Annotated in this window: 31 protein-coding genes; 18 read left to right on the top strand and 13 right to left on the bottom strand. The window is 68.1% G+C overall.

The window, feature by feature from the left end; all coding sequences use genetic code 11:
* Nucleotides 1–19: 19 nt before the first annotated feature.
* Nucleotides 20–613 (bottom strand): DUF308 domain-containing protein, encoded by a 594-nt coding sequence (locus AB0H76_RS18195; protein ID WP_357324726.1) that lies wholly within the window; start codon nucleotides 611–613, stop codon nucleotides 20–22.
* Between the two features lie 133 nt (nucleotides 614–746).
* Between AB0H76_RS18195 and AB0H76_RS18190 the strand changes: the two genes are divergently transcribed.
* Nucleotides 747–1655 carry an NAD(P)-binding domain-containing protein gene (locus AB0H76_RS18190; protein ID WP_357324723.1) on the top strand — a complete coding sequence of 303 codons (909 nt, stop codon included), beginning with the start codon at nucleotides 747–749 and terminating at the stop codon, nucleotides 1653–1655.
* Nucleotides 1656–1712: 57 nt separating this feature from the next.
* Here AB0H76_RS18190 and AB0H76_RS18185 read toward each other — a convergent pair whose 3' ends face one another.
* On the bottom strand, nucleotides 1713–2603 hold the full coding sequence (locus AB0H76_RS18185) for a helix-turn-helix transcriptional regulator (RefSeq protein ID WP_357324720.1): 891 nt from the start codon (nucleotides 2601–2603) through the stop codon (nucleotides 1713–1715).
* A 142-nt stretch (nucleotides 2604–2745) separates the two neighbouring features.
* Here AB0H76_RS18185 and AB0H76_RS18180 point away from each other — a divergent pair, with 142 nt between their 5' ends.
* Nucleotides 2746–3339 carry a short chain dehydrogenase gene (locus AB0H76_RS18180; RefSeq protein WP_357324717.1) on the top strand — a complete coding sequence of 198 codons (594 nt, stop codon included), beginning with the start codon at nucleotides 2746–2748 and terminating at the stop codon, nucleotides 3337–3339.
* Nucleotides 3340–3394: 55 nt separating this feature from the next.
* On the opposite strand, the gene AB0H76_RS18175 is transcribed toward AB0H76_RS18180, so the two are convergent.
* The 6 genes from AB0H76_RS18175 to AB0H76_RS18150 all read right to left on the bottom strand — a co-directional run bounded on the left by AB0H76_RS18175 (nucleotide 3395) and on the right by AB0H76_RS18150 (nucleotide 9151).
* Entirely contained in the window at nucleotides 3395–4342 is a 948-nt protein-coding gene (locus AB0H76_RS18175) for a hypothetical protein (protein WP_357324714.1), read from the bottom strand.
* A gap of 438 nt (nucleotides 4343–4780) precedes the next feature.
* Complete coding sequence (locus AB0H76_RS18170) at nucleotides 4781–5188, bottom strand: low molecular weight phosphatase family protein (protein ID WP_357324712.1); 408 nt, start codon at nucleotides 5186–5188, stop codon at nucleotides 4781–4783.
* Nucleotides 5185–6279: an ACR3 family arsenite efflux transporter gene (gene arsB, locus AB0H76_RS18165; protein ID WP_357324709.1), complete on the bottom strand. Its 1095-nt coding sequence runs from the start codon at nucleotides 6277–6279 to the stop codon at nucleotides 5185–5187. Before arsB ends, AB0H76_RS18170 begins: the two co-directional genes overlap by 4 nt.
* Nucleotides 6276–6653 carry a metalloregulator ArsR/SmtB family transcription factor gene (locus AB0H76_RS18160; protein WP_357324706.1) on the bottom strand — a complete coding sequence of 126 codons (378 nt, stop codon included), beginning with the start codon at nucleotides 6651–6653 and terminating at the stop codon, nucleotides 6276–6278. Before AB0H76_RS18160 ends, arsB begins: the two co-directional genes overlap by 4 nt.
* A gap of 98 nt (nucleotides 6654–6751) precedes the next feature.
* Nucleotides 6752–7753: an arsenite methyltransferase gene (gene arsM / locus AB0H76_RS18155; RefSeq protein ID WP_357324704.1), complete on the bottom strand. Its 1002-nt coding sequence runs from the start codon at nucleotides 7751–7753 to the stop codon at nucleotides 6752–6754.
* A gap of 36 nt (nucleotides 7754–7789) precedes the next feature.
* The gene (locus AB0H76_RS18150) at nucleotides 7790–9151 is read right to left on the bottom strand and encodes an NAD(P)-binding domain-containing protein (protein ID WP_357324701.1); all 1362 of its coding nucleotides are present in this window, start codon (nucleotides 9149–9151) and stop codon (nucleotides 7790–7792) included.
* A gap of 102 nt (nucleotides 9152–9253) precedes the next feature.
* Here AB0H76_RS18150 and AB0H76_RS18145 point away from each other — a divergent pair, with 102 nt between their 5' ends.
* On the top strand, nucleotides 9254–10111 hold the full coding sequence (locus AB0H76_RS18145; RefSeq protein WP_357324698.1) for a metalloregulator ArsR/SmtB family transcription factor: 858 nt from the start codon (nucleotides 9254–9256) through the stop codon (nucleotides 10109–10111).
* Nucleotides 10112–10232: 121 nt separating this feature from the next.
* Nucleotides 10233–10658: a hypothetical protein gene (locus tag AB0H76_RS18140; protein WP_357324697.1), complete on the top strand. Its 426-nt coding sequence runs from the start codon at nucleotides 10233–10235 to the stop codon at nucleotides 10656–10658.
* Here AB0H76_RS18140 and AB0H76_RS18135 read toward each other — a convergent pair.
* Nucleotides 10630–11052, bottom strand: a complete 423-nt coding sequence (locus tag AB0H76_RS18135) for a hypothetical protein (RefSeq protein ID WP_357324694.1) — start codon at nucleotides 11050–11052, stop codon at nucleotides 10630–10632. The genes AB0H76_RS18140 and AB0H76_RS18135 overlap by 29 nt on opposite strands.
* Before the next feature lie 169 nt (nucleotides 11053–11221).
* On the opposite strand from AB0H76_RS18135, the gene AB0H76_RS18130 reads away from it, so the two are divergent.
* From AB0H76_RS18130 to AB0H76_RS18110, 5 genes are all read left to right on the top strand, one after another.
* Nucleotides 11222–12112, top strand: coding sequence for an SDR family NAD(P)-dependent oxidoreductase (locus AB0H76_RS18130; RefSeq protein WP_357326235.1), 891 nt, complete (start codon nucleotides 11222–11224; stop codon nucleotides 12110–12112).
* 80 nt (nucleotides 12113–12192) lie between these two features.
* Entirely contained in the window at nucleotides 12193–12804 is a 612-nt protein-coding gene (locus tag AB0H76_RS18125) for a DUF998 domain-containing protein (RefSeq protein WP_357324691.1), read from the top strand.
* A gap of 34 nt (nucleotides 12805–12838) precedes the next feature.
* Nucleotides 12839–14029, top strand: a complete 1191-nt coding sequence (locus AB0H76_RS18120; protein ID WP_357324688.1) for a site-specific integrase — start codon at nucleotides 12839–12841, stop codon at nucleotides 14027–14029.
* Nucleotides 14030–14090: 61 nt separating this feature from the next.
* Nucleotides 14091–14807, top strand: coding sequence for a M23 family metallopeptidase (locus AB0H76_RS18115; protein ID WP_357324685.1), 717 nt, complete (start codon nucleotides 14091–14093; stop codon nucleotides 14805–14807).
* Nucleotides 14808–14833: 26 nt separating this feature from the next.
* On the top strand, nucleotides 14834–15145 hold the full coding sequence (locus AB0H76_RS18110) for a hypothetical protein (protein WP_357324682.1): 312 nt from the start codon (nucleotides 14834–14836) through the stop codon (nucleotides 15143–15145).
* A 4-nt stretch (nucleotides 15146–15149) separates the two neighbouring features.
* Here AB0H76_RS18110 and AB0H76_RS18105 read toward each other — a convergent pair whose 3' ends face one another.
* Entirely contained in the window at nucleotides 15150–15611 is a 462-nt protein-coding gene (locus tag AB0H76_RS18105) for a nitroreductase family deazaflavin-dependent oxidoreductase (protein ID WP_357324679.1), read from the bottom strand.
* Between the two features lie 155 nt (nucleotides 15612–15766).
* On the opposite strand from AB0H76_RS18105, the gene AB0H76_RS18100 reads away from it, so the two are divergent.
* Together AB0H76_RS18100 and AB0H76_RS18095 are read left to right on the top strand one after the other, a co-directional pair.
* Entirely contained in the window at nucleotides 15767–16210 is a 444-nt protein-coding gene (locus AB0H76_RS18100) for a DUF5360 family protein (protein WP_357324677.1), read from the top strand.
* Nucleotides 16211–16220: 10 nt separating this feature from the next.
* Nucleotides 16221–16757 (top strand): NUDIX hydrolase, encoded by a 537-nt coding sequence (locus AB0H76_RS18095; RefSeq protein WP_357324674.1) that lies wholly within the window; start codon nucleotides 16221–16223, stop codon nucleotides 16755–16757.
* Here AB0H76_RS18095 and AB0H76_RS18090 read toward each other — a convergent pair.
* Both AB0H76_RS18090 and AB0H76_RS18085 read right to left on the bottom strand, forming a co-directional pair.
* Nucleotides 16741–17403, bottom strand: a complete 663-nt coding sequence (locus AB0H76_RS18090; protein ID WP_357324671.1) for a hypothetical protein — start codon at nucleotides 17401–17403, stop codon at nucleotides 16741–16743. The genes AB0H76_RS18095 and AB0H76_RS18090 overlap by 17 nt on opposite strands.
* Nucleotides 17385–18101 carry a hypothetical protein gene (locus tag AB0H76_RS18085; RefSeq protein WP_357324668.1) on the bottom strand — a complete coding sequence of 239 codons (717 nt, stop codon included), beginning with the start codon at nucleotides 18099–18101 and terminating at the stop codon, nucleotides 17385–17387. Before AB0H76_RS18085 ends, AB0H76_RS18090 begins: the two co-directional genes overlap by 19 nt.
* Nucleotides 18102–18307: 206 nt before the next feature.
* On the opposite strand from AB0H76_RS18085, the gene AB0H76_RS18080 reads away from it, so the two are divergent.
* The 3 genes from AB0H76_RS18080 to AB0H76_RS18070 all read left to right on the top strand — a co-directional run bounded on the left by AB0H76_RS18080 (nucleotide 18308) and on the right by AB0H76_RS18070 (nucleotide 20898).
* Nucleotides 18308–18598 (top strand): hypothetical protein, encoded by a 291-nt coding sequence (locus AB0H76_RS18080; RefSeq protein ID WP_357324664.1) that lies wholly within the window; start codon nucleotides 18308–18310, stop codon nucleotides 18596–18598.
* Between the two features lie 75 nt (nucleotides 18599–18673).
* Nucleotides 18674–20278, top strand: a complete 1605-nt coding sequence (locus tag AB0H76_RS18075; RefSeq protein ID WP_357324661.1) for an FAD-binding oxidoreductase — start codon at nucleotides 18674–18676, stop codon at nucleotides 20276–20278.
* Nucleotides 20275–20898, top strand: coding sequence for a TetR/AcrR family transcriptional regulator (locus AB0H76_RS18070; RefSeq protein WP_357324658.1), 624 nt, complete (start codon nucleotides 20275–20277; stop codon nucleotides 20896–20898). The genes AB0H76_RS18075 and AB0H76_RS18070 overlap by 4 nt, the downstream gene beginning before the upstream one ends.
* Nucleotides 20899–20916: 18 nt before the next feature.
* Here the strand turns inward: AB0H76_RS18070 and AB0H76_RS18065 are convergent, their stop codons facing one another.
* On the bottom strand, nucleotides 20917–21465 hold the full coding sequence (locus AB0H76_RS18065) for a DUF6882 domain-containing protein (protein WP_357324655.1): 549 nt from the start codon (nucleotides 21463–21465) through the stop codon (nucleotides 20917–20919).
* Between the two features lie 74 nt (nucleotides 21466–21539).
* Between AB0H76_RS18065 and AB0H76_RS18060 the strand changes: the two genes are divergently transcribed.
* The 4 genes from AB0H76_RS18060 (at nucleotide 21540) to AB0H76_RS18045 (ending at nucleotide 25537) form a co-directional block, all read left to right on the top strand.
* On the top strand, nucleotides 21540–22418 hold the full coding sequence (locus tag AB0H76_RS18060) for an ADP-ribosylglycohydrolase family protein (RefSeq protein WP_357324652.1): 879 nt from the start codon (nucleotides 21540–21542) through the stop codon (nucleotides 22416–22418).
* Nucleotides 22419–22506: 88 nt separating this feature from the next.
* Nucleotides 22507–23133, top strand: a complete 627-nt coding sequence (locus tag AB0H76_RS18055) for a hypothetical protein (protein ID WP_357324649.1) — start codon at nucleotides 22507–22509, stop codon at nucleotides 23131–23133.
* A complete protein-coding gene (locus AB0H76_RS18050; protein ID WP_357324646.1) occupies nucleotides 23130–24413 on the top strand; it encodes a nucleotidyl transferase AbiEii/AbiGii toxin family protein in 1284 nt (427 codons plus the stop codon). The genes AB0H76_RS18055 and AB0H76_RS18050 overlap by 4 nt, the downstream gene beginning before the upstream one ends.
* Nucleotides 24410–25537, top strand: a complete 1128-nt coding sequence (locus AB0H76_RS18045) for a nucleotidyl transferase AbiEii/AbiGii toxin family protein (RefSeq protein WP_357324643.1) — start codon at nucleotides 24410–24412, stop codon at nucleotides 25535–25537. Before AB0H76_RS18050 ends, AB0H76_RS18045 begins: the two co-directional genes overlap by 4 nt.
* The last annotated feature ends 19 nt before the right edge of the window (nucleotides 25538–25556 follow it).

Below are 25556 nucleotides of genomic sequence, written 5' to 3'. Positions count from 1 at the left end.
TGCGCGAATCCCCCGCCAGTCATCCTCCGCGCGTCGCCGGGACCCGCGCCGGACCCGGAATGCCCACCACCGCACCGACACCCGCGATGAACAGCTCCAGGATCCCGACCACGATCAGTCCGCCGCCCCCGACCAGCGCCAGCACCTCGAGGCTTTCGAACTGCACGCCCAGTATCGCGATACCGAGCAGCATGGTGAACAAACCGAGCAGTTCGTGATGACCACTGTTGGGCAGCCGGCTGTCCCAGGCCGCGACGGTGGCGTGAATGATCCCGCGCACCGCCCAACCGATCCCCAGCCACATCGCCAGCAGCAGGATCGAATTACCGCTGCGCAGGCACAACGCCGCCAGCAGGATCGAGATAGCCGCACTCAAGAGCACGAGAGCCCGCAAAGGGATAGCAAACTTCGCGGCAAGCGCGGTCCACCCTTGCAGCACCCCGCTGATCAACAGATACGAACCGACCAGTAGTTCCGCGACCGCCATTGTCTTCTCCGGCCAAACCGCGAGCGCGACCCCGGCAATCACCGACGTCACCCCGGAGATGAGCAGCGCCTGCCGCCCACCCCGCACCCGCGGTTCCACACGCCCCGCATCACCGTTTTCGGGCATGGATTGATGATATGGGCGCTAGTTCTCAATAACCCACGGTTTGCCCGCATTGCCGGTGCGTCGGCGTTCTTCCGTGTGTCCGACCGGGAGCAGCTTGACTCTCACATTGATGTGAGACTCTAACGTCCGGGGTATGACACCGCAGCAGGCAATCAATCAGCAGCACAACCACGTTGGCCTGATAGGACTCGGTCCCATGGGTATCGCCCTGGCCGGGGCCTTGTTGAAACAGGGCCATTCCCTCACCGTCTGGAACCGCACACCGGAGAAAGCCGACGACTTGGTCTCGCGGGGCGCGCACCGCGCCGGGAGCGCCGCCGAAGCCGTCGCCGCGAGCCCGGTCACGTTCGTGTGCCTCGACAACTACGACACCCTGTACCGCGTCCTCGATGCCACCGGCACCGCGCTCGACGGTCGCACCCTGGTCAATCTCACCTCCGGGACGCCGAACGAGGCACGCGCCGCCCTCGCCTGGTCCACCGAACGCGGCATCGACTACCTCGACGGCGCGATCATGGTGCCGCCCCCGCTGGTGGGCGAACCCGAAGCGGTAATTCTGTACAGCGGCCGGCAGGGCGCCTTCGACGAGCACCAGAAAACGTTGCGGAGTGTGGGCGGTGATCCTCGCTATCTCGGCGCGGACGTCGGCCTGGCGGTCCTCTACAACACCGCCCTGCTGGAAATGATGTACGCGACCATGAACGGCTGGCTCCACGCCGCCGCCCTCCTGGACTCCGCGAACGTCTCAGCGCGGCAGTTCGCCGAACTGGCGCTGGGCTGGTTCATGCCCGCCGTGGTCGACTACGCGTCCCTGGCCGACCAAGCGCCCGACCTCGACGCCGCCCACTACCCCGGAGCCCTCGGCACCCTGGAGATGAATCTCAATGCGCTGCAACACATCACCCGCACCAGCGAGGAGCAGGGCGTCTTCTCCGATCAGCCGCGGTGGATGCAGCAGATCGCCGAGCAGGCCGTCGCCGCAGGCCACGGCAGTCAGAACTATCTCGCCATCTATGAGCTGTTCAAAAAGGCAAGGCCGTAGGACACTCGCCACCAGTATTTGGGCCGAACCGACGGGGTATTGCCCGGGTGGATCGGCTCAGCCGCGTCGGTCAGGAAGGTGGTCCGCCGATGCCCCAGTGGTGGCGGTCAGATCAGCGAGGATTCGCAGGGCAGCGGCGGAGGGTGAGCCCGGTTCGGCATTGAACACGGCCACACGTTGTCCCTCGTCGTTCGGAAGCGTCATGAACTCGGTCATGAGCGCCATGGCGCCTACGGTGGGATGGCGGTAGGTGCGGGCGGTTCCGCCGCAGTCACCCACCGTATGCGCGGCCCACAGTTTCGCGAACTCGGGGCTTCCGAGGGTGAGTTCGCCGATCAGGTTGCTCAGAGCGGCGGCGCCGGGGTGTTGTCCGGCGATCAGTCGCAGGTCGGCGACGGTGGACCGAGCCTTGAGCGGCCAGTCGTCATAGAGCTCACGCGTGTGCGGGTCGAGGAACACCATGCGGGCAAAATTGGGCCGGTCGTCAGGACGGTTCGGCGCCTCGAAGTCGAGGTGTCCGGCCAGCAGCGCGTGTGCCATCGGGTTCCAGGCGAGAACATCGACGAAGCGCCCCAGCACGAGAGCGGGTACGTCCCCGAACGACTCGATCATGAGCCGGACCCCCGGCCGCACTTGCTCGGGCTTGACGGTCCGGGGTCGCGGCCTCGGCTTCGGCCGGGCCAGCGAGTACAGATGCGCACGCTCGGCCTCGTCCAACCGCAGTACGCGGGCGACAGCGTCGAGAACGGCATCCGAGGCATTGGGGCTTTGCCCCTGTTCGAGTCGGGTGTAGTAGCCGGCGCTCACCCCGGCGAGCTGAGCAAGCTCCTCGCGACGCATGCCGGGCACCCGGCGCCGTCCGCCATAGGTGGGCAGCCCAACGTCGTCCGGTTGTAGCCGTGCTCGTCTCGATCGCAGGAACTCGCCCAGCTCCGTCGATGTGCTCATGCCTACCAGTGTCGAGGATCCGCGACCGTCGAGCCTGCACCTGCCAGATGTAGGCACCGCAGATGTACATCCGGCAGGGGTCTGGGTCCGGCATGTCCATCGGCGCAGGCTGGTTTCCGCAGACCAGATGAAAGGAGACGCGATGAAGATTCTTGTGATCGGTGCGACGGGGACCATCGGCAGCGCCGTCGCCGAGGGCTTGGCGGCGCGCCACGACGTAGTACGTGCCGCACGCCGCGGACCGCTGCGGGTGGACATGGCGGAGGCCGCGACGATCGACGCCCTGTTCACCGAGGTGAGAGAAGTGGACGCGGTGGTGTGCTGTGCCGCGAGCGGCGGCCTGACACCGCTCGATGTCCCGTCGGACACGGCATTCTGGAGCGGTCTCGACGGAAAGCTTCTCGGGCAGGTGAACCTGGTCCGGCGAGCACTCTCGCACGTGCGGGACGGCGGATCCGTGACGCTCACCAGCGGTCGGTTCGCCGAGCCCGTCCCGGGGAGCTCACTCGGCTATCTCGTCAACGCCGGGCTCGAGGCGTTCGTGCATGCCGCGGCGACCGAGATGCCGCGTGGCGTTCGCCTGAATACCGTCAGCCCCGGCTGGGTACGCGAAACCCTCCTCGGCCTGGGCATGGATCCGGCTGCCGGTACCCCTGTCGCCGATGTCGCCCGGGTCTATATGGAGGCGGTGGAAGGCGCCGCCCACGGCCGTACGCTCGCGGTGAGCGTGCCGTGAGCGACTTGCCTTCTACCGGGTCAGACGATGCCTGGATCGCTACGGCTGCGCGGGCCTATCCCGCCGATCGGGAGGAATCCTTGGCCGGAGCACGCCGCGCCTCGGCCAGCAACTCATCGAGCTGAGCCTCAGCACGCTCGGCCCGCGCCTGCGTCTGCGTCCGCGCCTGATCCAGCGCTTCGATCCGTTGCGCGGCCTCGGCCCGGACCTGCTCGATGGTGGCGGCCGCTTCGGCCCGCGCGGCCGCCGCCTCCGCCGCAGCACCTCGGCGCGCTTCCGCGAGTTCCCCTCGCACGGAGTCGAGTTCGGCCCGCACTCGCCGCCACTCCTCCCGCGCCTCGTTAGCCGCTTCGGCCCGTTCGGCCGCCGCCTGCTCGGCACGGTCGATGGCTCGTTCCGCATCGGCAGCCCGCTGCACCGCCAAATCCCGCTCGGCGCCAGCCGCGGTGAGCTGCTGCGCCGACTCTCGCCGAATCTGCTCGATCTCGGTGGCCGCTTTGCGCCGCGCCTTCTCGATCTCCTCCTCGGCCTGCTCCCGGGCCCGCGCAACGTCCTCGGAAGCTTCCCGCCGCGCCGTGCGAATCTCGGCCTCGGCCTCGCTGCGCGCCGCGAACACCTCGTCGGCAGCCTGCCTGCTGACCCGCTCGACCTCCCGCACCGCATCATCGCGCGCGGTATTCGCCTCGGTCACCAACGTTTCGGCCTGCTCAGCCGCCTCGGCCGCATCCTCGGCCGCCGACTCCGCCAGCGCCCGAGCCTCCTCCGAGTCCCGCCGCGCCTGCTCGGCCGCGACCGCCGCCATCTCCGCCTCGGCGATCCGCCGCCCCGCATCCGCCTGCACCGCCTGCACCTGCGCCTCGGCCACCGACGGATCGGCCAGCGTCGCCAACTCCGCCACCGCGGCATTCAAATTGGTGCCCAACTGCTCGGCCAGCAACCGAAACTGCCCCAGCAGCTCATCGGCCCGCAACCGCGCCACCGTCACCGGCCCCTGCGGTGTCACAGTGACGGAACCGGCGGGTGCCTCCGACTCCTGTTGTAGCCGTTGCCGTTCCCGCCAAGCCCGCCATCGCGTGTGGTCGGGGTGATCACAGTATTCCGACGGCCGGCCGGGCCCGCCGCCGCGCGTGATGGGTCGAACACATCCGGGATAGTTGCATACGCTGGACACGGCCAAATCGTAGCGTTGTTTCCGTCATATCCAACGTATTAACACGAAACGAAACCCGTGTCGCCTCAACCGAACCCCTCTGCCCACCACCGGGTTCTGACCGCCGATAAGTGAACATTATCGGCGGTCAGCCTCACCCCCATCCTTATCCTCACCGCCCATCTATTCCATTTACGTTTGGTTGGAGCAAACGTAACGAAACATCAACGCAAACCCTCGAAAACTGTGCACCCCCCTGCGACGGCGAAATCTAGCTTCGATGCCTTGGTGCTACGCGGTGAGCTCGTCGAGGAGTTGACGGACGCGGCCAGCGATATCGTCGCGGACCAGCCGCATGCGTTCGATGCCGTCGATGCCGCGTTCGGAAGGTTCGTCGGTGTCCCAGTTACGGATCCGCACGCCCTCGACCGCATCGATGTGGGCTGCACGGCCCAGCGTCACCACCAGATCGACCGCGCGCAGCAACCGCGGATCGATCGGCTTGGGCACCTCGGCGCGGATGTCGACACCGACCTCCAGCAGTGACTGCACCGCAAGCCCATTGAGATTGTCACCGGGCGCAGTGCCCGCCGAATAGGCTTCCACCCGGCCCCGCGCGGTGTGACGCAGCAGCCCGGCGGCCATCTGCGACTTGCCGCCGTTCTTGACGCACACGAAAAGCACCGACGGTGTGCTCACGGCTTCGCCACCTTCTGCGCGACGGTGTCGGCCGGGAACCGTTTACGCAATGCCAGTGCGACGTAGACCAGTCCGACCAGGACGGGGACTTCGATCAGTGGGCCGACGACCCCGGCGAGGGCTTGGCCGGAGGTGGCGCCGTAGGTGGCGATCGCGACGGCGATGGCGAGTTCGAAGTTGTTGCCCGCCGCGGTGAAGGCGAGTGTGGTGGTGCGTTCGTAGCCGAGGCCCATGACCGCGCCGAGGAGGTAGCCGCCACCCCACATCAGGGCGAAGTAGACCAGCAGCGGGATCGCGATCCGCACCACACCCAGGGGCTGGGAGGTGATCTGCTTGCCCTGCAACGCGAACAGGATCACGATCGTGAACAGCAACCCGTACAGCGCCCACGGCCCGATGGCGGGCAGGAGCTTGGACTCGTACCACGCACGGCCCCTGGCCTTTTCGCCGAAGCGGCGCGTCAGGTATCCGGCCAGGAGCGGGATGCCCAGGAAGATGAGCACCGACTTCGCGATCTGCCAGGGTGAGGTATCGATGGTGGTCCGCTCGAGCCCGAGCCGGCCCGGCAGCACCGAGAGGTAGAACCAGCCGAGGACCGCGAACATGATCACTTGGAAGATCGAGTTCAACGCCACCAGGACCGCGGCCGCTTCACGGTCGCCGCAGGCCAGGTCGTTCCAGATGATGACCATCGCGATGCAGCGGGCGAGCCCGACAATGATCAATCCGGTGCGGTACTCGGGCAGATCGGGCAGCAGCAGCCACGCCAGCGCGAACATCAACGCCGGGCCCAGCACCCAGTTCAACACCAGCGACCCGATGAGCAGCTTGCGGTCGCCGGTGACGGTGTCGAGGCGGTCGTAGCGGACCTTGGCCAGCACCGGATACATCATGATCAGCAGCCCGAGCGCGATCGGCAGTGAGATGCCATCGATCTCGACCGCGCTCAGGGCGTCACCGAGGCCGGGAACGAGGCGGCCCAGCAGCAGCCCGGCGAGCATCGCGACACCGATCCACACCGGCAGGAACCGGTCCAGGGTGGACAGCTTGCCGACGACACCGGGCTCGGGGTTCGTGGTCTCGGTGTTCACGCGTGGGCCTCCGCGGCTGCGCCGCTTTCGGTCAGCAGGACTTCCGAAAGGCGTTGCAGCGCTTCCGGAAGCACCCGGTAGTACACCCAGGACGCGCGGCGTTCGCTGTCGAGCAGGCCGGCCTCACGCAACACCTTGAGGTGATGGGAGATCGTCGGCTGGGTCACCTCGAATCCTTCGGCGACATCGCAGACACAGGCTTCCTGGCCCTCCCGGGAGGCGATCGCGCTGAGCAGCCGCAACCGCACCGGGTCCGCGAGCGCCTTGAACACGCTCGCCAGCTCGGTAGCGGTCGCTTCGGTCAACGGCTCACGCACGATCGGCGCGGCCGAGCACGCTTGCGCCGGGGTGATCGGCAGCTTCGACTTCGACATACGCCTATATTGACATGTATCGATACCGTAGCCAAATAGACAACCGGTACACACCCGTACCGGCGCAGCGGGTGTATCACGCACCCGGCACGGCGGGTTCAGTCGCGCGATATGCGGCACGCCGCCTGGTCGGCGAGCAAGGCCCGGGATGACTTGTTCGAGGTCGGCCCACAGCAGGACGCACCGGATGATTGAGCTTCGGCCTTGGCCGCACTGCCGCAGCAGGAGCCCTCGGTGGCGGCTTCCTCAGCGGTGCCGCAACACACTGAGGCTGCCTGTCCGGTGTTGCTCGCGGAGTCGGGGTGGCCGGGTTTGGTGGCGTGGATGATCGCGCCGTGCAAGCCGTCACCCACCTGGTGGGTCGTGCTGATCTCGATGTCGGTGAACCCGGCTGCGGCGAGGCCGTCGCGGTATTCGGTGAAGGACAGCGCCCCGGCGATGCAGGCTACATATTCCCCGCGTTCGGCGCGCTGGACGGGGGTGAGTTCGTCATCGGCGACGACGTCACTGACTCCGAATCGTCCGCCGGGCCGCAGGACGCGGTGGGCTTCGGCGAAGACGGCGGGCTTGTCGGTGGACAGGTTGATCACGCAGTTGGAGATGATCACATCCACCGTCGCGGCCGGGAGCGGCACGGCTTCGATGGTGCCCTTCAGGAATTCGACATTCTGAGCGCCGGCCTTGCGGGCATTGGCGATCGCGAGGGCCAGCATCTCCTCGGTCATGTCCAGGCCGTAGGCCTTGCCGGTCGGCCCGACCCGGCGTGCCGAGAGCAGTACGTCGATACCGCCGCCGGAGCCGAGATCGAGCACGGTGTCGCCGGGGCGCAGGTCGGCGACCATGACCGGGTTGCCGCAGCCGAGGCTGGCGGCGACGGCATCGGCGGGCAGCTGGTCGTGTTCGTCGGTGCTGTAGAGGCGGGAGCCGAACGCGTCCGCGCCGACCTCGCCAGGGCTCGAACAACAGGAGGTCGCGCCGGTGGCCGGAGTGCAGCAACTCGCGCTGGGCGCGGCGCCGGATCGGTCCAGGACCGATAGTGCGGCGGCGGCGTAGTGGGCGCGGACCTGTTCGCGGGTCCGGGTGTCGTCGTCGGTGCTCATCGTGCTTGCTCCTTGTTCAGATGGGCGGGAGGGGAATCAAAGGCTGTCGCGCACCGCACCCAGCGAAATCAGTTCCGGGGCAGCGCTACTGGCACAGCACCCACCTCCGGAGCTCGACGTGGCTATGGGAGCGGATTCGGGTTCCTCGAAGACGCCCGCCCCGCCGCAGACCCCGGTATCGGGCAAGGTCAGCTCGACTCGGGCGGCGGATTCGTGGTCACCGGCGAGCTCGGCGGCGATGGAGCGGACCTGTTCGTAGCCGGTCAACGCCAGGAACGTCGGCGCGCGCCCGTAGCTCTTCATGCCCACCAGGTAGAAGCCTGGTTCGGGATGGGAAAGTTCTTTCACGCCATGGGGATACACCGTTCCGCACGAGTGCACGTTCGGGTCGATCAACGGTGCCAGCTCGGCCGGGGCCTGCAGCACCGGGTCCAGGTGCAGCCGGATCTCCGAGAGCCACGACAGCTGTGGCCGGAACCCGGTCAAGGCGACCACCCGGTCCACTCCCTCGATCCGGGCGCCGGTCTCGGCCACCAGTTCGAGCTTCCCCCCGGTGCCGGGTTCGACGGTGGCGGTGCGGAATCCGGTCACCACCGTCAGCAGTCCGTCGTCGAGGGCTTGCTCGGCCCGGAGCCCGAGCGCGCCGCGCGCGGGCAACTGGTCGGCCGCGCCGCCGCCGAAGGTATTGCCGACCTCCCCGCGTCGCAGCACCCAGCTCAGGCGGGTGCCGGGTTCGGTCTTCGCCAGCCCGGCCAGCGCCACGATCGCGCTCAGCGCGGAGTGGCCGCTACCCGCGATGACGGTGTGCTTGCCGGCGTAGCGGGCCCGCACCCGCGCGTCCTCGAGGTCGGGTACGCGGTACGAGATCGCTTCGGCCGCGGCGGTTTCGCCGAGTGCGGCCAGGCCGTCGCCGCCGAGTGGATTCGGGGCGCCCCACGTGCCCGAAGCATCGATTACCGCGCGAGCCGACACTCGCTCCTCGCGCCCATCGGCATGCCGGATCCGCACGACCAGTGGTTCGCTGTCGCGTCCGGCGTCCACCACGCGGTCACGGCCCCGGCGGGTGACGCCGACGACTTCGGTTCCGAGATGGACGATATCGTCACCGAGTGCTTCGGCCAGCGGGGCCAAGTAGTCACCGGCCCACTGCTGCCCGGTCGGATAGGAATCCGGCTCCGGTGCTACCCAATCCGCGGTTTCCAGTAGGCGCTGCGCGGCCGGCGAGACGAGCTCGCCCCAGCGGGAGAACAGTCGTACGTGATTCCATTCGGCCACTGCCGCGCCCGCGGTAGTACCGCGTTCGAAGACCAGCGGGATCAAGCCGCGTTCACGCAGTTCGGCCGCCGCCGCCAGGCCGATCGGCCCAGCTCCCACTACGACCACGGGCAGCTCGTTCATCCCACATTCCTTTCATCGATAACCGTCGATTGAACTTGCGAGAACTATATCGACAGCCGTCGATGAATACAACCATCGATAGTTGTCGATATAGTGTGGGATATGACGTCGCTGGATATGCCGGTCTTGCGCACCGACGACCGGGTACACATGCTCCCGGTCGCCGAAGCCACCACCTACGCGAGCTGGTTCGCGTGCCTGGCCGACCCCACCCGCGTGCGGCTGCTGCACCACGTGGCCGGCCGGCCCGCCGGCGTCACGGTCGGTGACCTCGCTCATGCCCTCGGCGTCGGGCAGCCCACGGTCTCGCACCACCTGCGCAAGCTCGTCGACGTCGGCTTCGTCAACGTCCACAAGGACCGCACCAGCACCGTCGTCACCGTCAACCCCGCCTGCTGCACCGGCCTGCCACACGCCGCCGACGCCGTCATGGGTGTGCTGCCCCCGCAGCCCTGCTGCCCGGTCGACATCCCCGAAGACGTCACCGTGCGCGCGATGACCGACGGCGACTGGGATGCGGTGCTGCGCATCTACGGCGAGGGAATCGCCACGCGCAACGCCACTTTCGACACCGAGGTACCCGCCCGTGCGGATCTGGAAGCCGAATGGCTGACCGGGCACCGCTGGGTCGCCGAGATCGACGGCCGAGTGGTCGGGTGGGCAGCGCTTGCGCCGGTCTCGGCTCGTGACTGCTATAGCGGGGTCGCCGAAGCCTCGGTCTATGTCGCTGACGGTATGCGCGGACGCGGCGTCGGCAAAGCCCTGGTCCGTGCCCAAGTCATCGCGGCCGACAACGCCGGCGTGTGGACCCTGCAGACCTCGATCTTCCCCGAGAACCGCGCCGGCATCGCCCTGCACCACTCCGCGGGCTTTCGCACCCTCGGCGTTCGCGAACGCATCGCCCAACTCGATGGCGTGTGGCGCGACACCGTCTTTCTGGAGCGACGCAGCGCCAACTGAGCACCGCCGCGGGTACCGCCCGAACTCCTGCACCGACCCGCGCGTCACCCGCCACCCGACCGCAACCCCGTGCGACCATGTGCCGCATCGACTTCCCTCCGATCTTTCGAAGGAGTTTCGGTTGAAGGCACTGTGGCTCGCGGGATTCCCCTTGGCTGTCGGCGTCGCGCTGACACTGTCCAGCGCACCGGCCCCCGAGCCCTATCGCCTAGCTACCAGACACACGATCGAACTCACCGAGGCCGCCGCCGGCACGATCGAGGCCGAGGTGGGCGACCGGGTGGAAGTGCGCCTGGCCGCCTACGACGAGGACGACCGCCAGTGGGAGTGGAGCGCGACGGAGTCTTCGGACGTGTCCGTGCTCAAGCAGTTGCGCAGCAGTCCGGCGCCGGCCGGGGACACGTTCGCCCGCTTCGAGGCGCTCGAACACGGCCGGTCCGAGATCACCGCGCAGCGCCGCTGCAAGGGTTCGCCGGAGTGCCCGCGCGGCGTTCAGCTCTGGAAGGTCACCATCGCGGTCAGGGGACCAGCAGATACCACTCGGTGAACGTGCCCTGCATCGGCCAGCTGGCGGCCATGATCTTGGCCGGGCCCATCCCGACGAACAGGTCGACGCTCACGACCTCGCCCGGCGTCGCGGCCGTGTGCACGAAGACGTTGTGGTGCCGCGCGCCCGCCGACCCGACCCAGCCCAGCGACACCTGGTTACCGCAGGGCCCGCGGTCATAACCCAGTGGCCGCACATGCGCGCGCACATAGCCCGGGCGCTGCGGTGTGGCTTCCACCGCGATATTGATGGCGCCGGCGCAGAAGTTGGCGTTGCCGAAGTTGAACAGGGTGGTGCCGAAGGGCGCGAACTGGGGAAGCGGCTCCGCCTGTGCGGGCTGCGCGCCGGCCACGAACGCGCCGACCCCGGCCGCCGCCACGACCCCTGCTGCCATTTGCCGAACCATCATCAGTGGATGTCCTTCCCGCATAACGACACTCGCGACGGTACTACTGTCGCGGGGCGCGCGGAAGCGAATCGATCGACCTGCCGTCATGCGCGTTCCCGCGGGCGTAGTTTGAGAGACATCGATTCCAGCTCCAAGGGGGCACACCGTGACCACGATGGTGATGACCGGCGGCACTTCGGGATTCGGAGCCTTGGCCGCGCAACGGCTCGAAGGCGGCAATGCCCGCCTGATCCTGGGGGCGCGCCGCCCGGAGTCGGCCGTCGATACTTTCCCGCTCGACCTGGCCGATCTCGACTCGGTCCGCGGGTTCGCCGCGGCGGTCCGCGACGAGCTGGGTGACACCCCGATCGACGCACTGGTCCTCAACGCGGGCATGGTGCGCCCCGACGCCGACGACCGCACCGTCGACGGCTTCGAAACGACCTTCGCGGTCAATCACCTCGCGCACTATCTCCTGCTGCGCCTGCTGGAAGACGCGCTCGCCGACGACGCGATCATCACCCTGACCACCAGCGGAACCCACGATCCCGCAACCGAAGCGGGCCTGGTCACACCCCGGCACGCCGACGCCGACCTGCTGGCCCACCCGGAGCGCGATCCCGACCGTGACGAGCAGCCGGGCAAGGCGGGCCAGCACGCCTACACCGCCTCCAAGCTGTGCGCGGTGCTGACGGTTCGGGCGCTGCGCGAGCATCACCCGAATCGCACCGCGCTCGCCTACGATCCCGGCCAGGTCTTCGGCACCGGCCTGGCCAAGGACCTCGCGCTCCCGCTACGCATCGCCTGGAAGGTCATGGGCACGCCCGTGGGCTGGCCGGTCCGCCGCCTCAGCCCCACCCGCAACACCCGCGCGGCTGCCGGAAATGCCTTGGCCGACTTGGTTTTCCGCCTCCAGACGCCGCCCGAAGGCCACACCTACGCCGCCCTGCGCCGCGGCACCCTGGCCTGGATCGAACCTTCGGTCCTCGCCCGCGACGACAAGCTGGCCCACACCCTCTGGAACGACAGCGCCCGCCTGGTGAGCTGGAGCGAAACCTCACAGTGACGAATCGCGGCCATATCCGATGTCACCTGAAACTCGCCGAATTTCAACACCTTCCGGCTTTTCGATCTCATAGTTGACCCATGACGAAGGTGAGCCGGTGGTGCGGGCTCCTGACAGGTCCGCTCTTCATTGTCGCGTTCCTGATCCTGGGCGCCGTGCGCGCGGACTACAACCCGGTGCGCCAGCCGGTCAGCGCACTGTCGCTGGGGCCGTGGGGGTGGACGGCCGACATCGTCTTCGGGGTCTGCGGATTGCTCGGTCTCGTGTTCGCGGCGGGACTGTGGCGCGCGGGCTCCATCGTCGCCGCCATTCTGGTGGGGATCTGGGCCGTCGGACTGCTCGGGCTGGGCCTGTTCGACACCGATCCGGTCAGCGGCTACCCGCCCGGTGTGCCCGTGCCGCCGGAGACGACCCTGCACAGCACCCTGCACAACCTGTTCTCGGTGCTGGTGCTGATCGGGCTGACCGCCGCGTGTTTCGTGTTCGCGGGCGACCGCGGGTGGCTCTGGATGGGATATTCGCTGCTGTCGGGACTGGTATTCGGGGTCGCGTTCATGGTGGCGGGCAGCGGATTCGCCCAGGCCCCGAACCTGGTCGACATCGGCGGCCTGTGGCAGCGCATCGCGATCGTCGCCGGCTGGACGTGGCTGACGGTGCTGGCGTTCCTGTCGAAGGAGCTGTCGAGCGCATAGGGTTGACGCGACCGGAGACCTGAAAGGTGGTGGCGTGGAAGCGGTACCCGAGCTGGTGCGCAACGAGCTGCGCCGCGGTGTGCGCAGCGTGCTGGTGGACGCGGCGGCGCTGCGGCTGGTGCGGGAGCGGTTCGACGACGTGCAGGCCGGGTCGCTGCGGCGGTATCTGGAGGCCTCGCAGTCGGCGAACACCTTGCGTGCCTACCGCACCGATTGGATCGCCTGGGCGGGTTGGTGCGCCACCGAGCAGCGCCAGGCCCTGCCGGCCGATCCGCTGGATGTGGCGGTGTATCTGGCCGCGGCCGCCGACGCGCGTCGCGAGGGCGGCGAGTGGGCCTTCAGCCCGGCCACTTTGGAACGCAAGTCGGCCGCGATCGCCGCCGTGCACGCCGCCAACGGCCTGCCCTCGCCGACCCGCTCGGATGTCGTGCGGTTGACGTTGCGCGGTATCCGCCGCACCCGCCGCACCCCGCCCACCCGTAAACGCCCGGTCCTGCTGCACACCCTCGATCAGCTGCTGGCCGGGCTCCCGGATCCGGGCTGGCCCGCCGAACCCGCACGCCGCCGCGACGCGCTCGCCTTGCTCATCGGTTTCGCGGGCGCCCTGCGCCGCAGCGAACTCGCCGGCCTGCGTATCGCCGACGTGCGCGTGAACATCGATCACCACACCGGCGAACCCCTGCTGCTGGTGAGTCTGCCGACCACCAAGACCGATCCCACCGGCGTCGCCGAGCAGCGGGTCGCCTTGCCCCGCGGCCAGCATCCGCGCACCTGCCCGGTCTGCGCTTTCGCCGACTGGATCCGGCTGCTGGAAGTCCACGCCGGCACGGGCTCACCCGGCGTGCGGGCCTGGCTCGCCGACACCGTCACCCACGACACCACCATCCACCGCTGCCACGGCTTCACCGGCACCGCCCTGGCCGAAAATCCGGACCTGCCACTGCTTCCCACCATCACCCGCCACGGCGGCGTCGGCCGTACCGCCATGTCCGGTCGCGCCGTCGCCGAACTCGTTAAACGCTATGCCGCCCGCGCCGGCCTGGACCCCGACCTGTTCTCCGGGCACTCCCTGCGCGCCGGTTTCGCCACCCAGGCCGCCCTCGGCGGCGCCTCCGACCGCGAGATCATGCGCCAGGGCCGCTGGACCAATCCCCGCACCGTGCACAACTACATCCGCACCGCGAACCCGTTGGAAGACAACGCCGTAACCAAACTCGGCCTCTGATACAGCCGAAATCGCCCGCCTGATCCGGTTGTAGCGGCCTGATCGCGGGCATTCCCACCCTGTGACCGATGCCCTGCCACCCCGATACTGGCCCCTGGCCGCCGGAACCTACACCCTCACCTCCGGCTTCGGGCCCCGCGCGGGCGGCTTCCACTACGGGCTGGATTTCGCCGCACCACTGGGCACCCCCTTCTACGCACCGGCCGACGGCGTCTGCGTAGAAGGCGCCGAACGCCAGAACGTCCAGGGTTTCGGGCGCTGGGTATGGCTGGATTGTCAGCCCGCGGTCGGCACGGATTTCGTGATCGGCCACAGCGATCCGGCGGTGCGCCGCGGGGATCGGGTCACGGCGGGCCAGCTCATCGGCTACGTCAACTCTTACGGCGATTCCAGCGGCCCGCACGCCCACGTCGAGGTGTGGACCGCGCCGGGCCGGGTCGGCGGCCGCGCCATCGATCCGGCCGCCTGGTTCGCCGGCGCGCAGGACCCACTGACTGGAGACGAGGAACTCATGGCACTGACGTTCGTCAATTTCGAGGGCAAGACCGTCGACGCCGCGACCGCGCTGCAATGGATCGACCGGCGCACCTACCAGAACGAGGTCATGCTCATGGCGATCCTGGATCAGCTGCTGGGGCCCGGCGCGGGCCGCGCCATCCGCGATCGCGCCGCCGCACCGGCCGGCTGGCCGCAGAACGGCGGCCGCTCGCTCAACGATCTCACCGCCGCCATCGCCGAACAGCTCGGGGTCCCCGGCGCCGAAGACACCGAGCAGTAAGCGAATTCCCGGCCTACGCTGGGGGTATGACCCCGCGTTCGGTCTCGCTCTGGAGTCGGGGCGGCCTGTATATCACTGCGAGCCTGCGCGATTCGGGGGCGCTGGTCTTCGAGGGGCAGCATCTGAGCCGCGGCGGGGAGTACGAGTACACGATCACCGTCGCACCCGGGAAGGTGCCGTTCGTGCGGCAGGCCCTCGGCGGCTCCCCGGAGGCCGACGTGCTCGAACTCCTGTCCGCCAACGCCGAATCGATCGTGCTGCAAGGGGCGAAAACCTGGCTGGAAAGCCTGGGCATCACCCCGGAGTTCTGGTCACACGGCGATTGGCACGACGACTGAACCCTCAGGCGGGCCGCAATTCGAAGATCCGGAAATGCCGACCCCCGGAGAGCTCCTCCTCCATCCGGTAGCCCGGCCAGAACTCCACCGCCTGATCCCACGCGCGCTTGCGCTCCACGCCGGTGATCTCGGTGACCGTCGCCGCGCCGCACTCGCCGCGATAACACACCTCCGCGGTCTCGGCGGCCCGCAAATTCGCCGACCACACCGGGTGCTTCGCACTCCCCCAATTGGATCCGACAACGAGGAACCGCTCGGGCTCGGGCACCGCGAGCAGCGACGTCGTGCGCGGCACCCCGGTCTTACGCCCCGGCACCGTGATCCGCACCGACGGCAACCCCGCCACATCGAGTATTCCCCTGCGCCCCTTACTGATCCGCCGCACACCGAGCTCCATCCGCAAGATCGCGGGCTTGGCGCGCATGACCCAGGGACGCTGGGCCACCCGGCGAGCAACTCTGGCCAATGGATTTCGCATACCGACCGAGTTACCCGCTGGCGTCGTTCCACACCTGTGCTGTCGGGTGATGCTCGTCAATAGAATCACGCCGGGTCCATCCGGTGCCCGCCCGCGTCAGGCACGATAGCGTCAAAACCGTTAAGCTGCAGAAGGAGTGCCTCGTGCGGTTGAAGGTGGGAAAGATCCTCCTGCTCGTTACCGATGCTCTGCTCCTCCTCTACTGGGTCGCGGTCGCCGTGAACGCCATCCCGAAGGAATCGGCGTTCCGCGACTACACCAACCCCATCATCGAGGCTTGGAACTGGTCGTTCTTCCCCCTGGACCTGGCAGCCTCACTCTTCGGCTTCACCGGCGTCTACCTGGTTCGCCGCCGCCACCGCCTCGGCTGGCTCGTCCTGACCATCGGTCTCACCCTGACCTTCTGCGCCGGCTTCATGGCCATCTCGTTCTGGGCCTACTACGGCGATTTCAGCCTGTCCTGGTGGGTGCCCAACATCCTGCTGATGATCGTCCCCGCCGTCGTCTTCATCATCCTGGTCTTCGATCGCGGTGCGAGCGAGGAGATCGGGGCCCATAGGCCCGACTGCGTCACACCAGCCGCGTAGGGTCGGAGCGGTGAAGCGGACCCAGTGGACAATTCACGGTGAGTCTCTCGTCGACGAGAACCGCCACATTCAGCTGTCGACAGTCGATGTCGAGTTGCCCGACGGGGTGCGGTTCACCCAGTACGTCGCCCGGATGCCGCGCTGCGCGATGACTCTGGTGCTCAACGAGAAGCGCGAAGCGCTGCTGATGTACCGGCACCGTTTCATCATCGACCGGTGGGTCTGGGAACTGCCCGGCGGTTATGTCGACCACGCTGAAGACGTCGCCGTCGCGGCGGCGCGGGAGGTCGAAGAGGAAACCGGCTGGCGACCGAAAACGATGAATCACCTGGTCACCTACCAGCCCGCCATCGGCACACTCGATCACCCCCAGGAGATCTATCTGGCTCGCGGTGCGGACCTGACCGACGCCCAGCCCGACATCAACGAGGCCGAAGAGATCCGCTGGATCCCCCTCGCCGAGGCTGTCGAGATGATCGACCGCGGCGAGATCGTCGGTGCCGCCACTGTGGTCGCCGTCTACCGCGCGCTCAGTCTGCCCGTTTAGCAACAGCGAGCACCTGGTGCCGGAAGTCCGCGACATCGGGCAGCGCCGCGTAGGGGGCCAAGCGGTGGCGCACCTCCCGCAGGTACGCCAGGGTCCGCAGCGACTCCAGTCCGGCCGCGATGTCGAGGGCCTGCTGCCCGATCCGCACTGCTTCCTGGGGATCCTCGTCGGCGCGCGCGGACGCGAGGAGGCACAAATTGAAGGCTCGCCCGCGGGTGTATCCCTCGCACATATTCAACGACCGCACCGCAAAATGGGCGGTCCGGACGTTGTCGCCGAGGTCGCGGAAGCAGTGCGCTGTCTTCGCCGATACATAGGCATCGTCGAAGTAGGCGAGCCAGGCCGGAGGCCGACCGTCGGCGCGCTCGAACGCTCGCTCGGCAGAGTTGAGGGACGCGGCGCAGGATGAAGCGTCAGCTCGAGCAGCGTGGCCGTGAGCCTCGACCAAATGGCATTCGGATTGCAATGCCGCCAATCCTGCAGTGCGCGCGGCGATCTGCGCGGCCCGAGCGAGGTCGACGGCGTCACCCGGCCGTCCGACGTAGGTCGCCTGGTGACTCATCGCGGCCAGAATCTCCGCGCCGAGTCCGGCGTCACCTGCTGCCCGTGACATGCGAAGCGCCTGGATCAGATAGCGCTGCGCCAAGCCGTGCTCCTCGAGGTCGTACGCTGCCCAACCGGCGGCTTGGTCAGTTCGGCGGTGACGGCGAACAGTTGGCGCCCGATCGGTTCGTTGTATGCACCGTGCAGAAGTGGCGCTACCGAGCTGTGCAGGTACTGCACGATCGTCGAGCGCACTTTGCCGCCCCCGACTCGGTTGTCGAGATCGCGAAAGGCGGCGGTCATTGTGCGGACAGCATCGACATCGCTTTGGCCAATACGGCGATAGCCCGCCGACACCGGGTGCTCAGGGCCCGGCAACGTCAGCCACCTCATCGAGGCAGCCGGATAGACAGCCGCAGCATAGGCAGCGCCGACCAGGAAACGCCTACGCTCCACGTCGCTCCTCCAGAGTGCGGTCGCGGCGGCGGTTGCCTCCGCCAGGCTCAGCGAGAATTCCAGGCCGATGTCCGCGCGCTCGGACCCGCCTGCCATGCCACAGTCAGCCGGACGAATTGCGCGGCCGAGGAGCTCGGTCAGCACCTCGGCGATCAACCCCGGGACCGGAGGCTTCGGCTGTTCTCCATTCAGCCACCGCTTGACCGAGGCGTGGTCGTACTTCAGCTCGACACCGACGGCACGTCCGCGGCCGACAACGCGGCGCGCTAAGCCCTTGTGCGGAATGTCGATTTCGTCCAAGAGCTCGGCCAGCTGTCGATTGCTCTGCTTGGGTTGACGACCCATGTCAGGAGTGTGGCACGCAGTCGACCTGACAGCGATGAGTTGGATCGCGTGCACACCCTCTCTGCACACACGTCCCAGCGACGCACGCCTTACCCGCCGACCAGCCTTCGAGGTGTCCTGGATCAGCACGCACGCGGCGACGAGCTGATCACCGAATCCTCGTCGCCGGGTGCCCACCAACACCGACCACATCGAGGGGTTGAGTCATGCCCGACGCCGTGCCCGCGAATGCCATCGCGGCGAGAGTTCTTCCGGCCACCGAAATCCTGCTTCGTTTCCTCGACGGCGAAACGATGGACCTGAGCTTGTGGCCGGTCGGCTGGCCGCATGAAGCGCCGGAACTACCCTTCATGATCAGCGGTGCTCGCCAAGCGATGCGCGGGCATCTCGACTGTGCCCTCGACGACTGCCCCCGCAAGCTCGCCGCCTGGCGAACTCTGGTCGAGGCGGGTGTCATTCACCCCGATTACCAGCGGCTCGGACGATACATCCGATGACAACAGGCCCTTGTAATTGACTCAAGAGTAAATTACCTTCGAGTCAAATACCGAGCGGTGCGAGAGGAGACGACTGTGACACGGTCGTGGTGGGGCTGGGGAAACGTGGAAGACTCCGTGGCCGGCGAGGAGCGGGCCGCCCTCACCCGCAGGGTCGCCGGGATCATGCCCGGCGCGGACCTCTCCGTGCACGAGGCGCCAGCACTGGCCGACCTGACGGTGCCCGACTCCCGAATCGAGCCCCCGAAGCCCCTGGCGGCATTGGCTTCCCACGATCTCGGCGACCGTGTCGCACACGGCCACGGGCAGGCCTTCCGCGATGTGGTGCGGATGCTGCTCGGCCGGATCGATCACGTGCCGGATCTGGTGCTGCGCCCCCGCACCGAGGCCGACGTGGTCGATGTCCTGGACTGGTGCGCGAACGCGAAGATCGCGGTAATCCCGTTCGGCGGCGGCACTTCGGTGGTCGGCGGTGTGGAGCCGCGCGATGTCACCGACTACGCGGGGACGGTCTCGCTCGATCTCGGGCTGCTGAATCGCGTGCTGGAGGTCGACCCGGTGAGCCGCGCGGCGCGCATCCAGGCCGGCATGCTCGGTCCCGCCCTGGAGCAGGCCCTGCGGCCGGATGGCTTGACCCTGCGGCATTTTCCGCAATCGTTCGAATTCTCGACGCTCGGCGGCTGGCTGGCCACCCGCGCCGGCGGCCACTACGCGACCGTCTACACCCACATCGACGACATGGTCGAATCGATGCGAGTCGTGACCCCGGTCGGCATCAGCGAATCCCGCCGGTTGCCGGGCTCGGGCGCCGGACCGTCGCCGGATCGGATGTTCCTCGGCTCCGAAGGCATTCTCGGGGTGATCACCGAGGCGTGGATGCGGGTGCAGGCGCGGCCACGCTGGCGCTCGGGCGCGTCGGTGCTCTTCGACGACTACGGCGCGGCCGTCGCCGCCACCCGCGATATCGCGCAATCCGGGCTGTTCCCGGCGAACTGCCGGCTGCTGGATCCGGTCGAGGCGTTCCTCAACGCGGGCACACCCACCTCCGGCGGCGTACTCGTGCTCGGCTTCGAGTCCGCGGATCATCCGGTCGACGAGTCGATGTCGCGGGCGCTGCGGATCTGCCGCGACCACGGCGGCAAGGTCCCCGAGGGCGTCCGATCCACCGACTCCGAACAGGACCCGGCACGTTCCGGAGCAGCCGACACCTGGCGGTCCTCGTTCCTGCGGATGCCGTATCAGCGTGACGCCCTGGCCGCGCAGTCGATGATCGTGGAAACCTTCGAAACCGCCTGCACCTGGGACCGTTTCGACGAGTTGCGGGCGGCGGTGCACGCCGCCGCCACCAAGTCCTTCGAGTCCCTGGGCATCACCGGCGTCGTGACCTGCCGATTCACCCACGTCTACCCCGACGGCCCCGCCCCCTACTTCGGCGTCTACGCCGCCGGCCGCTGGGGACAAACCGTCGAGCAGTGGGACGAGATCAAAGCCGCGGTCTCCGAAGCACTGTCGAACTCCGGTGGGACCATCACCCACCATCACGCCGTCGGCCGCGACCACCGGCCCTGGTACGACCGGCAACGTCCCGAACCGTTCGCCCACGCCCTGCGCGCCTCCAAAACCGCACTGGACCCCGCCGGAATCCTCAACCCCGGCGTCCTGATCGACACCGCCCCATGAGCGCCGGCACCAAGGGCGTACCGCGCGAACAACGCGAACAGCAGATCCTCGACATCGCCATCGCCGAATTCGGTAACCGCGGCTACGCCAACGCCTCCCTCGCCGACATCGCCACCGCGGCAGGCGTTTCCAAGCCCCTGATCTACACCTACTTCGGCTCCCGCGACGGCCTGCACACCGCCTGCCTGCACCGCGCCGGCGACAGCCTCGTCGACGCCGTCGCCCGCGCCCAAGCCGTCCACGGCGCCCAGAGCAAAGCCCTCGCCACCCTCTCGGGCATCTTCCACGCCCTCGACGGCCACACCCAGAACTGGCGCCTCATCTACGACACCACCCTGCCCCGCCCCAGCCCCGCCCACGACCGAGCCCGCAACTACCAGGACGCCCTCAACACCATGGGTTCCCAAGGCGTCGCCGAAGTCCTCGGCAGCACCGGCACCCCCAACCCCGACGACCACTCCCTCCTGCTGACCTGGTGGTTCAGCATCGTGTCCACCACTATCTCCTGGTGGAGCGACCACCCCGACCACACCCCCTCCGACATGACCGACCGCTGCCTGCGCCTACTCACCGCGATTCGCCAATCCCCGCAGTCGATCAGCGTCGAGGTTGAGAGGTAGTCACCGAGTCGCTGCCGATCAGGGAATCTCGAGCTCGATCCCGAAATTCGAAGTAGTACCGTCGTGCGAGGTCAGCGTGACCGCCCCGAAGGTGATGAACGGTATCGAAGCACTTCCCGTCCCCCGATAGAAACCGGTTGCCGCGGTAACCCGGAGCGCGAGGGCACCGAGCATGGCGGCCATCTGATCATCGGCGTCGATCACGGGCTCGGCCAGTTCCGGATGCCCATGGGCACTGGCCCATTCGCGCACGAGGTCCGAGTCTCGGCTCATCTCCGGCAGGATGCTTTCGTTGGCCCACGCCCACATCCAGCTACCGGCCGAGGGGTTGTAACTGCCGATGAGTTGCGCCGGCGCAGTCGCGGTCTTATCCGGAAACGTCCAGGTCATCAGGCCGGTGGTTTGATCGAGACCCCAACGATCCGCCGAGCCCAACCCCCAGGTCATGTGCGCGTTCCCCAACTGGCCGATCAGGTCGGTGCCTTGCGCCACGAGGGCGGCCAGTTCGGGATTTCCGAACACCTGCCCGGGCCGATCCGACTTCTTGCTTCGCTTGAACATCCCCATGCCGCATAGTCTTTCAGCTCCGCCTGCGTGGTCCGCACCGGCCCGGCGCAGCGGACGGCTGTCAGACTGGCCGGGTGAGTACTGATGGCCGGGCCCGGGCACTGAGTTCGCTGCGCGGTCTGGCGGTCGGCGACGGGTTCGGATCGTGCTTCGACGATCCGATCAACCGCGGCGCGTTGCAGTCACGCACCGTCCTGCCCGGGCCGTGGTTATGGACCGACGACACCCACATGGCGTGCTCGATCTTCACCGTCGTGAGCGCCCACGGCCGAATCGAGCAGGATGCCCTGGCGGAGTCCTTCGCCGAGCACTACGACATCTACCGCCGATACGGTCCCGGGACGAGTCGCATCCTGCGGCTGATCCGCCAAAAGGGCTATCCCTGGCGCGAACTCGCTCAGCAGGCAGGCGGCGGACGCGGTTCCCGCGGCAACGGCGCCTCGATGCGGGTGGCACCACTGGGAGCCTGGTTCGCCGAGGACCTGGACCGGGTCGTCGCCGAGGCCACGGCGTCGGCGGAGGTCACCCACACCCATCCTGAGGCCGTGGCCGGAGCGATCGCGGTGGCCATCGCCGCCGCCGTCTGCGCGAAGCGCCCGAAGATAAGCGGCGATGAGCTTCTCGACGCCGTCGCTACCCGCACACCGGACGGCCCGGTCCGAGACAAGATCAGCCGTGCTCGCTCGATCAGCGAACCAGCCGAGGCCGCTGAGCAATTGGGCGTCGGACACGACACCACCGCCCTCGACACCGTCCCCTTCTGCCTCTGGGTCGCCGCCCATCGCGGCCACGATTTCGCCGACGCGTGCTGGACGGCTGTCGCGGCCGGCGGCGATATCGACACCACCTGCGCCATCATCGGCGGAATTCTCGGTGCTCGCCCACTCGACGGCGGCATACCTCCCGATTGGCTCGCACGCTGCGAGCCGCTACCCGGCTGGGCGACGTCATAGAACCGCATCGGAGGAGGCTGCCCGGACAACCCCGCACCACCGCGAAAAACCGGGCGACACTGCGCGATTCGATCGCCATGCTGAAGCGGTGACAATGACAGCGGTCTTCCGGGGCGACTTCGAAGCACACCTCACCCTCCACGCGGATACAGCGCCCACCCTGGAAACCTATGCCGCCGAACGAAACCTGAAATTCGCCCACATCGTGCTCGCGCGCGGCCGGGTGCCGCACCAGCCGATGGTGACCGTGCACCGGTCGGGAACCTTGGCGCAGGTGCACGCCGACGTGGCCGGCGTCGCCGCGCACCTGGAGGCCGACGGCTTCCCCGTGCTGCGCACCAAAATCGAGGCGACACCGTGGGCCGAGGGTGTGCCGAGCACCGACGAGCAGGCGACGGCACTGGGTACGCGCTTCTATTTCGAGCATCACCTCAAGCTGCTCCTCACTCCCGGATCCGGCACGGCGGCGATCGAGGCGACGGCGCGGGCGCACGGGGCCCACCTGTCCGCGAACGCGCGGCGCGTGCGGCCCGACGGTCGCCTGGAACGGTTCGTCACCCAACGCTGTCGCGGCGTCGGCGACCTGACCGCCGCCGCCCGGCTGCAGGATTTGCTGACCGAGCTCGAGCACTTGGACATCGCCTCGACCGAACGGGAATTCGTGGTGTACGACAGCGACGAATCGATCGACGCGGGCTGGATCGAGGAACTGTGACGACCTCCTGGGAAAAATTTCCGTACGGCCCGTGGAAGGCGACCACGGTGGTTCCGCAGACACCACCGCCGGAAAGCTCCCGTATCCCGCCGTCGGTGCGGCCGGTTTCCGGCGACGGTGTGCGGCAACGCCCCGTTTTCGATCCGTCGCTACAGCACTACGCGCTGGGCATGCGGCTGAGCGAGCCCGAGTTCGTCGACCCCGGACTGGCCGAGCGCTGGCTGGCCGCCCGCCGCGACGCCGTCGACCTGATACTGGCCGCGATCGCGGACTCACCCTGGTCGCAGCATCTGATGCTGCGCGGCAGCGTCCTGCTGCGCGCCTGGTTCGGCGAGATGGCACGCGAACCCGGCGACATAGATTTCGTCGTGGTGCCGACGGAATGGCGCGTCGACGACGACCGCGCCGCCCGCATGCTCGATGACATCGCCGAGCGCGCCCAAGCCACCGCCGAGAACACCGCGGTCCGCATCCACGCCGACGGCCGCGCCGAAACCGACATCTGGACCTATGACCGTGTCCCCGGCCGCCGCCTGGTCCTGCCCTGGTCCTCGACGACTCCTGGAGTCCCCGCCGGCAGTATCCAACTCGATTTCGTCTTCAACGAGGCACTCCCCGTCGAACCGGTGCACGCCGAGGTGGCCCGCGTCGGCCGTCCGGGCCCACCCGCGCATCTCCTGACCGCCGGACTCGAACTGTCCCTGGCCTGGAAACTGCAGTGGCTCAGCACCGACATATACCCGCAGGGCAAGGACCTCTTCGACGCGCTACTCCTCGCCGAACACTGCCACCTCCCAGCGGACCTGCTGCGCGGAGTACTCGAACCGCACGGCGACTGGACCTCCCACGTCTGGGGCGCTCTGCCGTACGTCGCCGCCACCACCGACTGGGACGAATTCGGCAAGGATTACCCCCACCTGGCCGGCGAACTGGATGTCTTCACCTGGCGTCTGATGACAGCGCTCGCTCCGAGCTTCGACGCCGGTTTCCACAGGCTTCCCGCCGAAATGCTCGCATCCGGCAACTACTCGCGCATCGAAGACGTCGCGGCGGCATACGCCCAAACCGGCGCGGCCGCCGTGCTGGCGGCGTTCTCCCGCCGCGGCTTGTGCACCCTGGAGCTCGTCGTCCTCCTCCGCGAACTCCTCGGCCCGGCAAGCTCTTTCGCCGACGCCGCCACGTTGCCCACGAACCTGCGTGAGCAAGGCTTCACCACCGCGGTTCCGGCGCGCGTGGACCCCGGAACAGTCGCCGCCGCGCTGGAAGGCTCGTCGCGGTGACGGAGGACCGTCTGATCCCGGAGAGCACCGAGCACTGGTCTGCCGAGCAACGCGAAGCCGTCGACCACGTGCTCGCGACCATCGCCGATTCCGTGTGGGCGAAGCGCCTGGTGCTGCGCGGCAGCACGCTGTTGAAGGCCTGGTTCGCCGAGAAGGCTCGCGATCCGAAGGACTTGGATTTCGTGGTCGGGCCCTGGGCGCGCTGGCGTTTCGACGACGACGAATTCGCGTGCATGGCTCGCGACATCGCGACGGGTGCTGCCGCTCGGTCCACCGCGCAGGTCCAGATCTCGCCGGTGCCGATGGATTTCGATGCGGTCGAACATATTTGGACCTATGACGGCACGCCTGGGCGCCGGTTGCTGCTGCCATGGGAGTGCCCGGCGCGTGGTACGAGCGGACAGGTGCAGCTCGACTTCGCGGTCGACGAGGAGTTGGCCGAGCCGCCGCAGCGCACCGAGATTCCCCGCTTCGGCACCGTCGGCCCGGCCTCGACCTTGCTGACCGTCACCCCGAGCCTGTCCCTGGCGTGGAAGTTGCTGTGGCTGGCCAGCGATACAATCGCGGACCTGCCGCAGGGCAAAGATCTCTACGACGCGGTCCTGCTGGCCGAGCACTGCCAACTGCCACCGACCGTGCTGCACGCGGTGCTCAGTGTCAACGATTTCTGGTATCCCGGCTCCAATACCCGATTGGACCTGCTGCTCGGTATGGCGCAGGGGGTCGACTGGGAGGCTTTCGCCATCGGCTATCCGTTGCTCGAGGACGCGCACGAGGAATTCGTGTGGCGTCTGCTCGTCGCGGTCGCCGCGACGTTTCCACCGGGTCTGGGCGACCTGCATCGGCGGTTGGTCAGCGAGCAAGCAGGGTGGATACAAGTCCTGCGTGAGCGCTATGCCGACGATCCGTTGGCGGGCGCCGAGGAAGAATTCGCCTGTCACCCCACGTGGGTGCTCGAGCAACTCATCGTTGTCCATGAGTTGCTCGGCCCGACCTCGTCCCTTCACGAGGCCGCCGAGGTAGTGGCGGCGATGCAGCGGCGCCGCGCACCGGATGATCTGTTCGGGTACCGCGGATTCGCCGACCCGCATCGCATGGCGTCGGATCTCACTGCCGCACGGTGATCCATCGGCCGAGGTCCGC

This window comes from Nocardia sp. NPDC050712 (assembly GCF_040654295.1).
Classification (GTDB): Bacteria; Actinomycetota; Actinomycetes; order Mycobacteriales; family Mycobacteriaceae; genus Nocardia.
The sequence above is the reverse complement of the archived record's forward strand: the minus strand, read 5'-3'. Positions and strand labels throughout refer to the sequence as shown.

Excerpts from the sequence above, each read along its gene's own strand:
- AB0H76_RS18070 (WP_357324658.1), top strand. The coding sequence starts at position 20,275 with ATGAGCGCCGGCACCAAGGGCGTACCGCGCGAACAACGCGAACAGCAG.
- AB0H76_RS18190 (WP_357324723.1), top strand. The coding sequence starts at position 747 with ATGACACCGCAGCAGGCAATCAATCAGCAGCACAACCACGTTGGCCTG.
- AB0H76_RS18180 (WP_357324717.1), top strand. The coding sequence starts at position 2,746 with ATGAAGATTCTTGTGATCGGTGCGACGGGGACCATCGGCAGCGCCGTC.
- AB0H76_RS18110 (WP_357324682.1), top strand. The coding sequence starts at position 14,834 with ATGACCCCGCGTTCGGTCTCGCTCTGGAGTCGGGGCGGCCTGTATATC.
- AB0H76_RS18065 (WP_357324655.1), bottom strand. The coding sequence starts at position 21,465 with ATGGGGATGTTCAAGCGAAGCAAGAAGTCGGATCGGCCCGGGCAGGTG.
- AB0H76_RS18130 (WP_357326235.1), top strand. The coding sequence starts at position 11,222 with ATGGTGATGACCGGCGGCACTTCGGGATTCGGAGCCTTGGCCGCGCAA.
- AB0H76_RS18125 (WP_357324691.1), top strand. The coding sequence starts at position 12,193 with ATGACGAAGGTGAGCCGGTGGTGCGGGCTCCTGACAGGTCCGCTCTTC.
- AB0H76_RS18085 (WP_357324668.1), bottom strand. The coding sequence starts at position 18,101 with ATGGGTCGTCAACCCAAGCAGAGCAATCGACAGCTGGCCGAGCTCTTG.
- arsM (WP_357324704.1), bottom strand. The coding sequence starts at position 7,753 with ATGAGCACCGACGACGACACCCGGACCCGCGAACAGGTCCGCGCCCAC.
- AB0H76_RS18160 (WP_357324706.1), bottom strand. The coding sequence starts at position 6,653 with ATGTCGAAGTCGAAGCTGCCGATCACCCCGGCGCAAGCGTGCTCGGCC.
- AB0H76_RS18185 (WP_357324720.1), bottom strand. The coding sequence starts at position 2,603 with ATGAGCACATCGACGGAGCTGGGCGAGTTCCTGCGATCGAGACGAGCA.
- AB0H76_RS18195 (WP_357324726.1), bottom strand. The coding sequence starts at position 613 with ATGCCCGAAAACGGTGATGCGGGGCGTGTGGAACCGCGGGTGCGGGGT.
- AB0H76_RS18135 (WP_357324694.1), bottom strand. The coding sequence starts at position 11,052 with ATGGCAGCAGGGGTCGTGGCGGCGGCCGGGGTCGGCGCGTTCGTGGCC.
- AB0H76_RS18145 (WP_357324698.1), top strand. The coding sequence starts at position 9,254 with ATGACGTCGCTGGATATGCCGGTCTTGCGCACCGACGACCGGGTACAC.
- AB0H76_RS18080 (WP_357324664.1), top strand. The coding sequence starts at position 18,308 with ATGCCCGACGCCGTGCCCGCGAATGCCATCGCGGCGAGAGTTCTTCCG.
- AB0H76_RS18150 (WP_357324701.1), bottom strand. The coding sequence starts at position 9,151 with ATGAACGAGCTGCCCGTGGTCGTAGTGGGAGCTGGGCCGATCGGCCTG.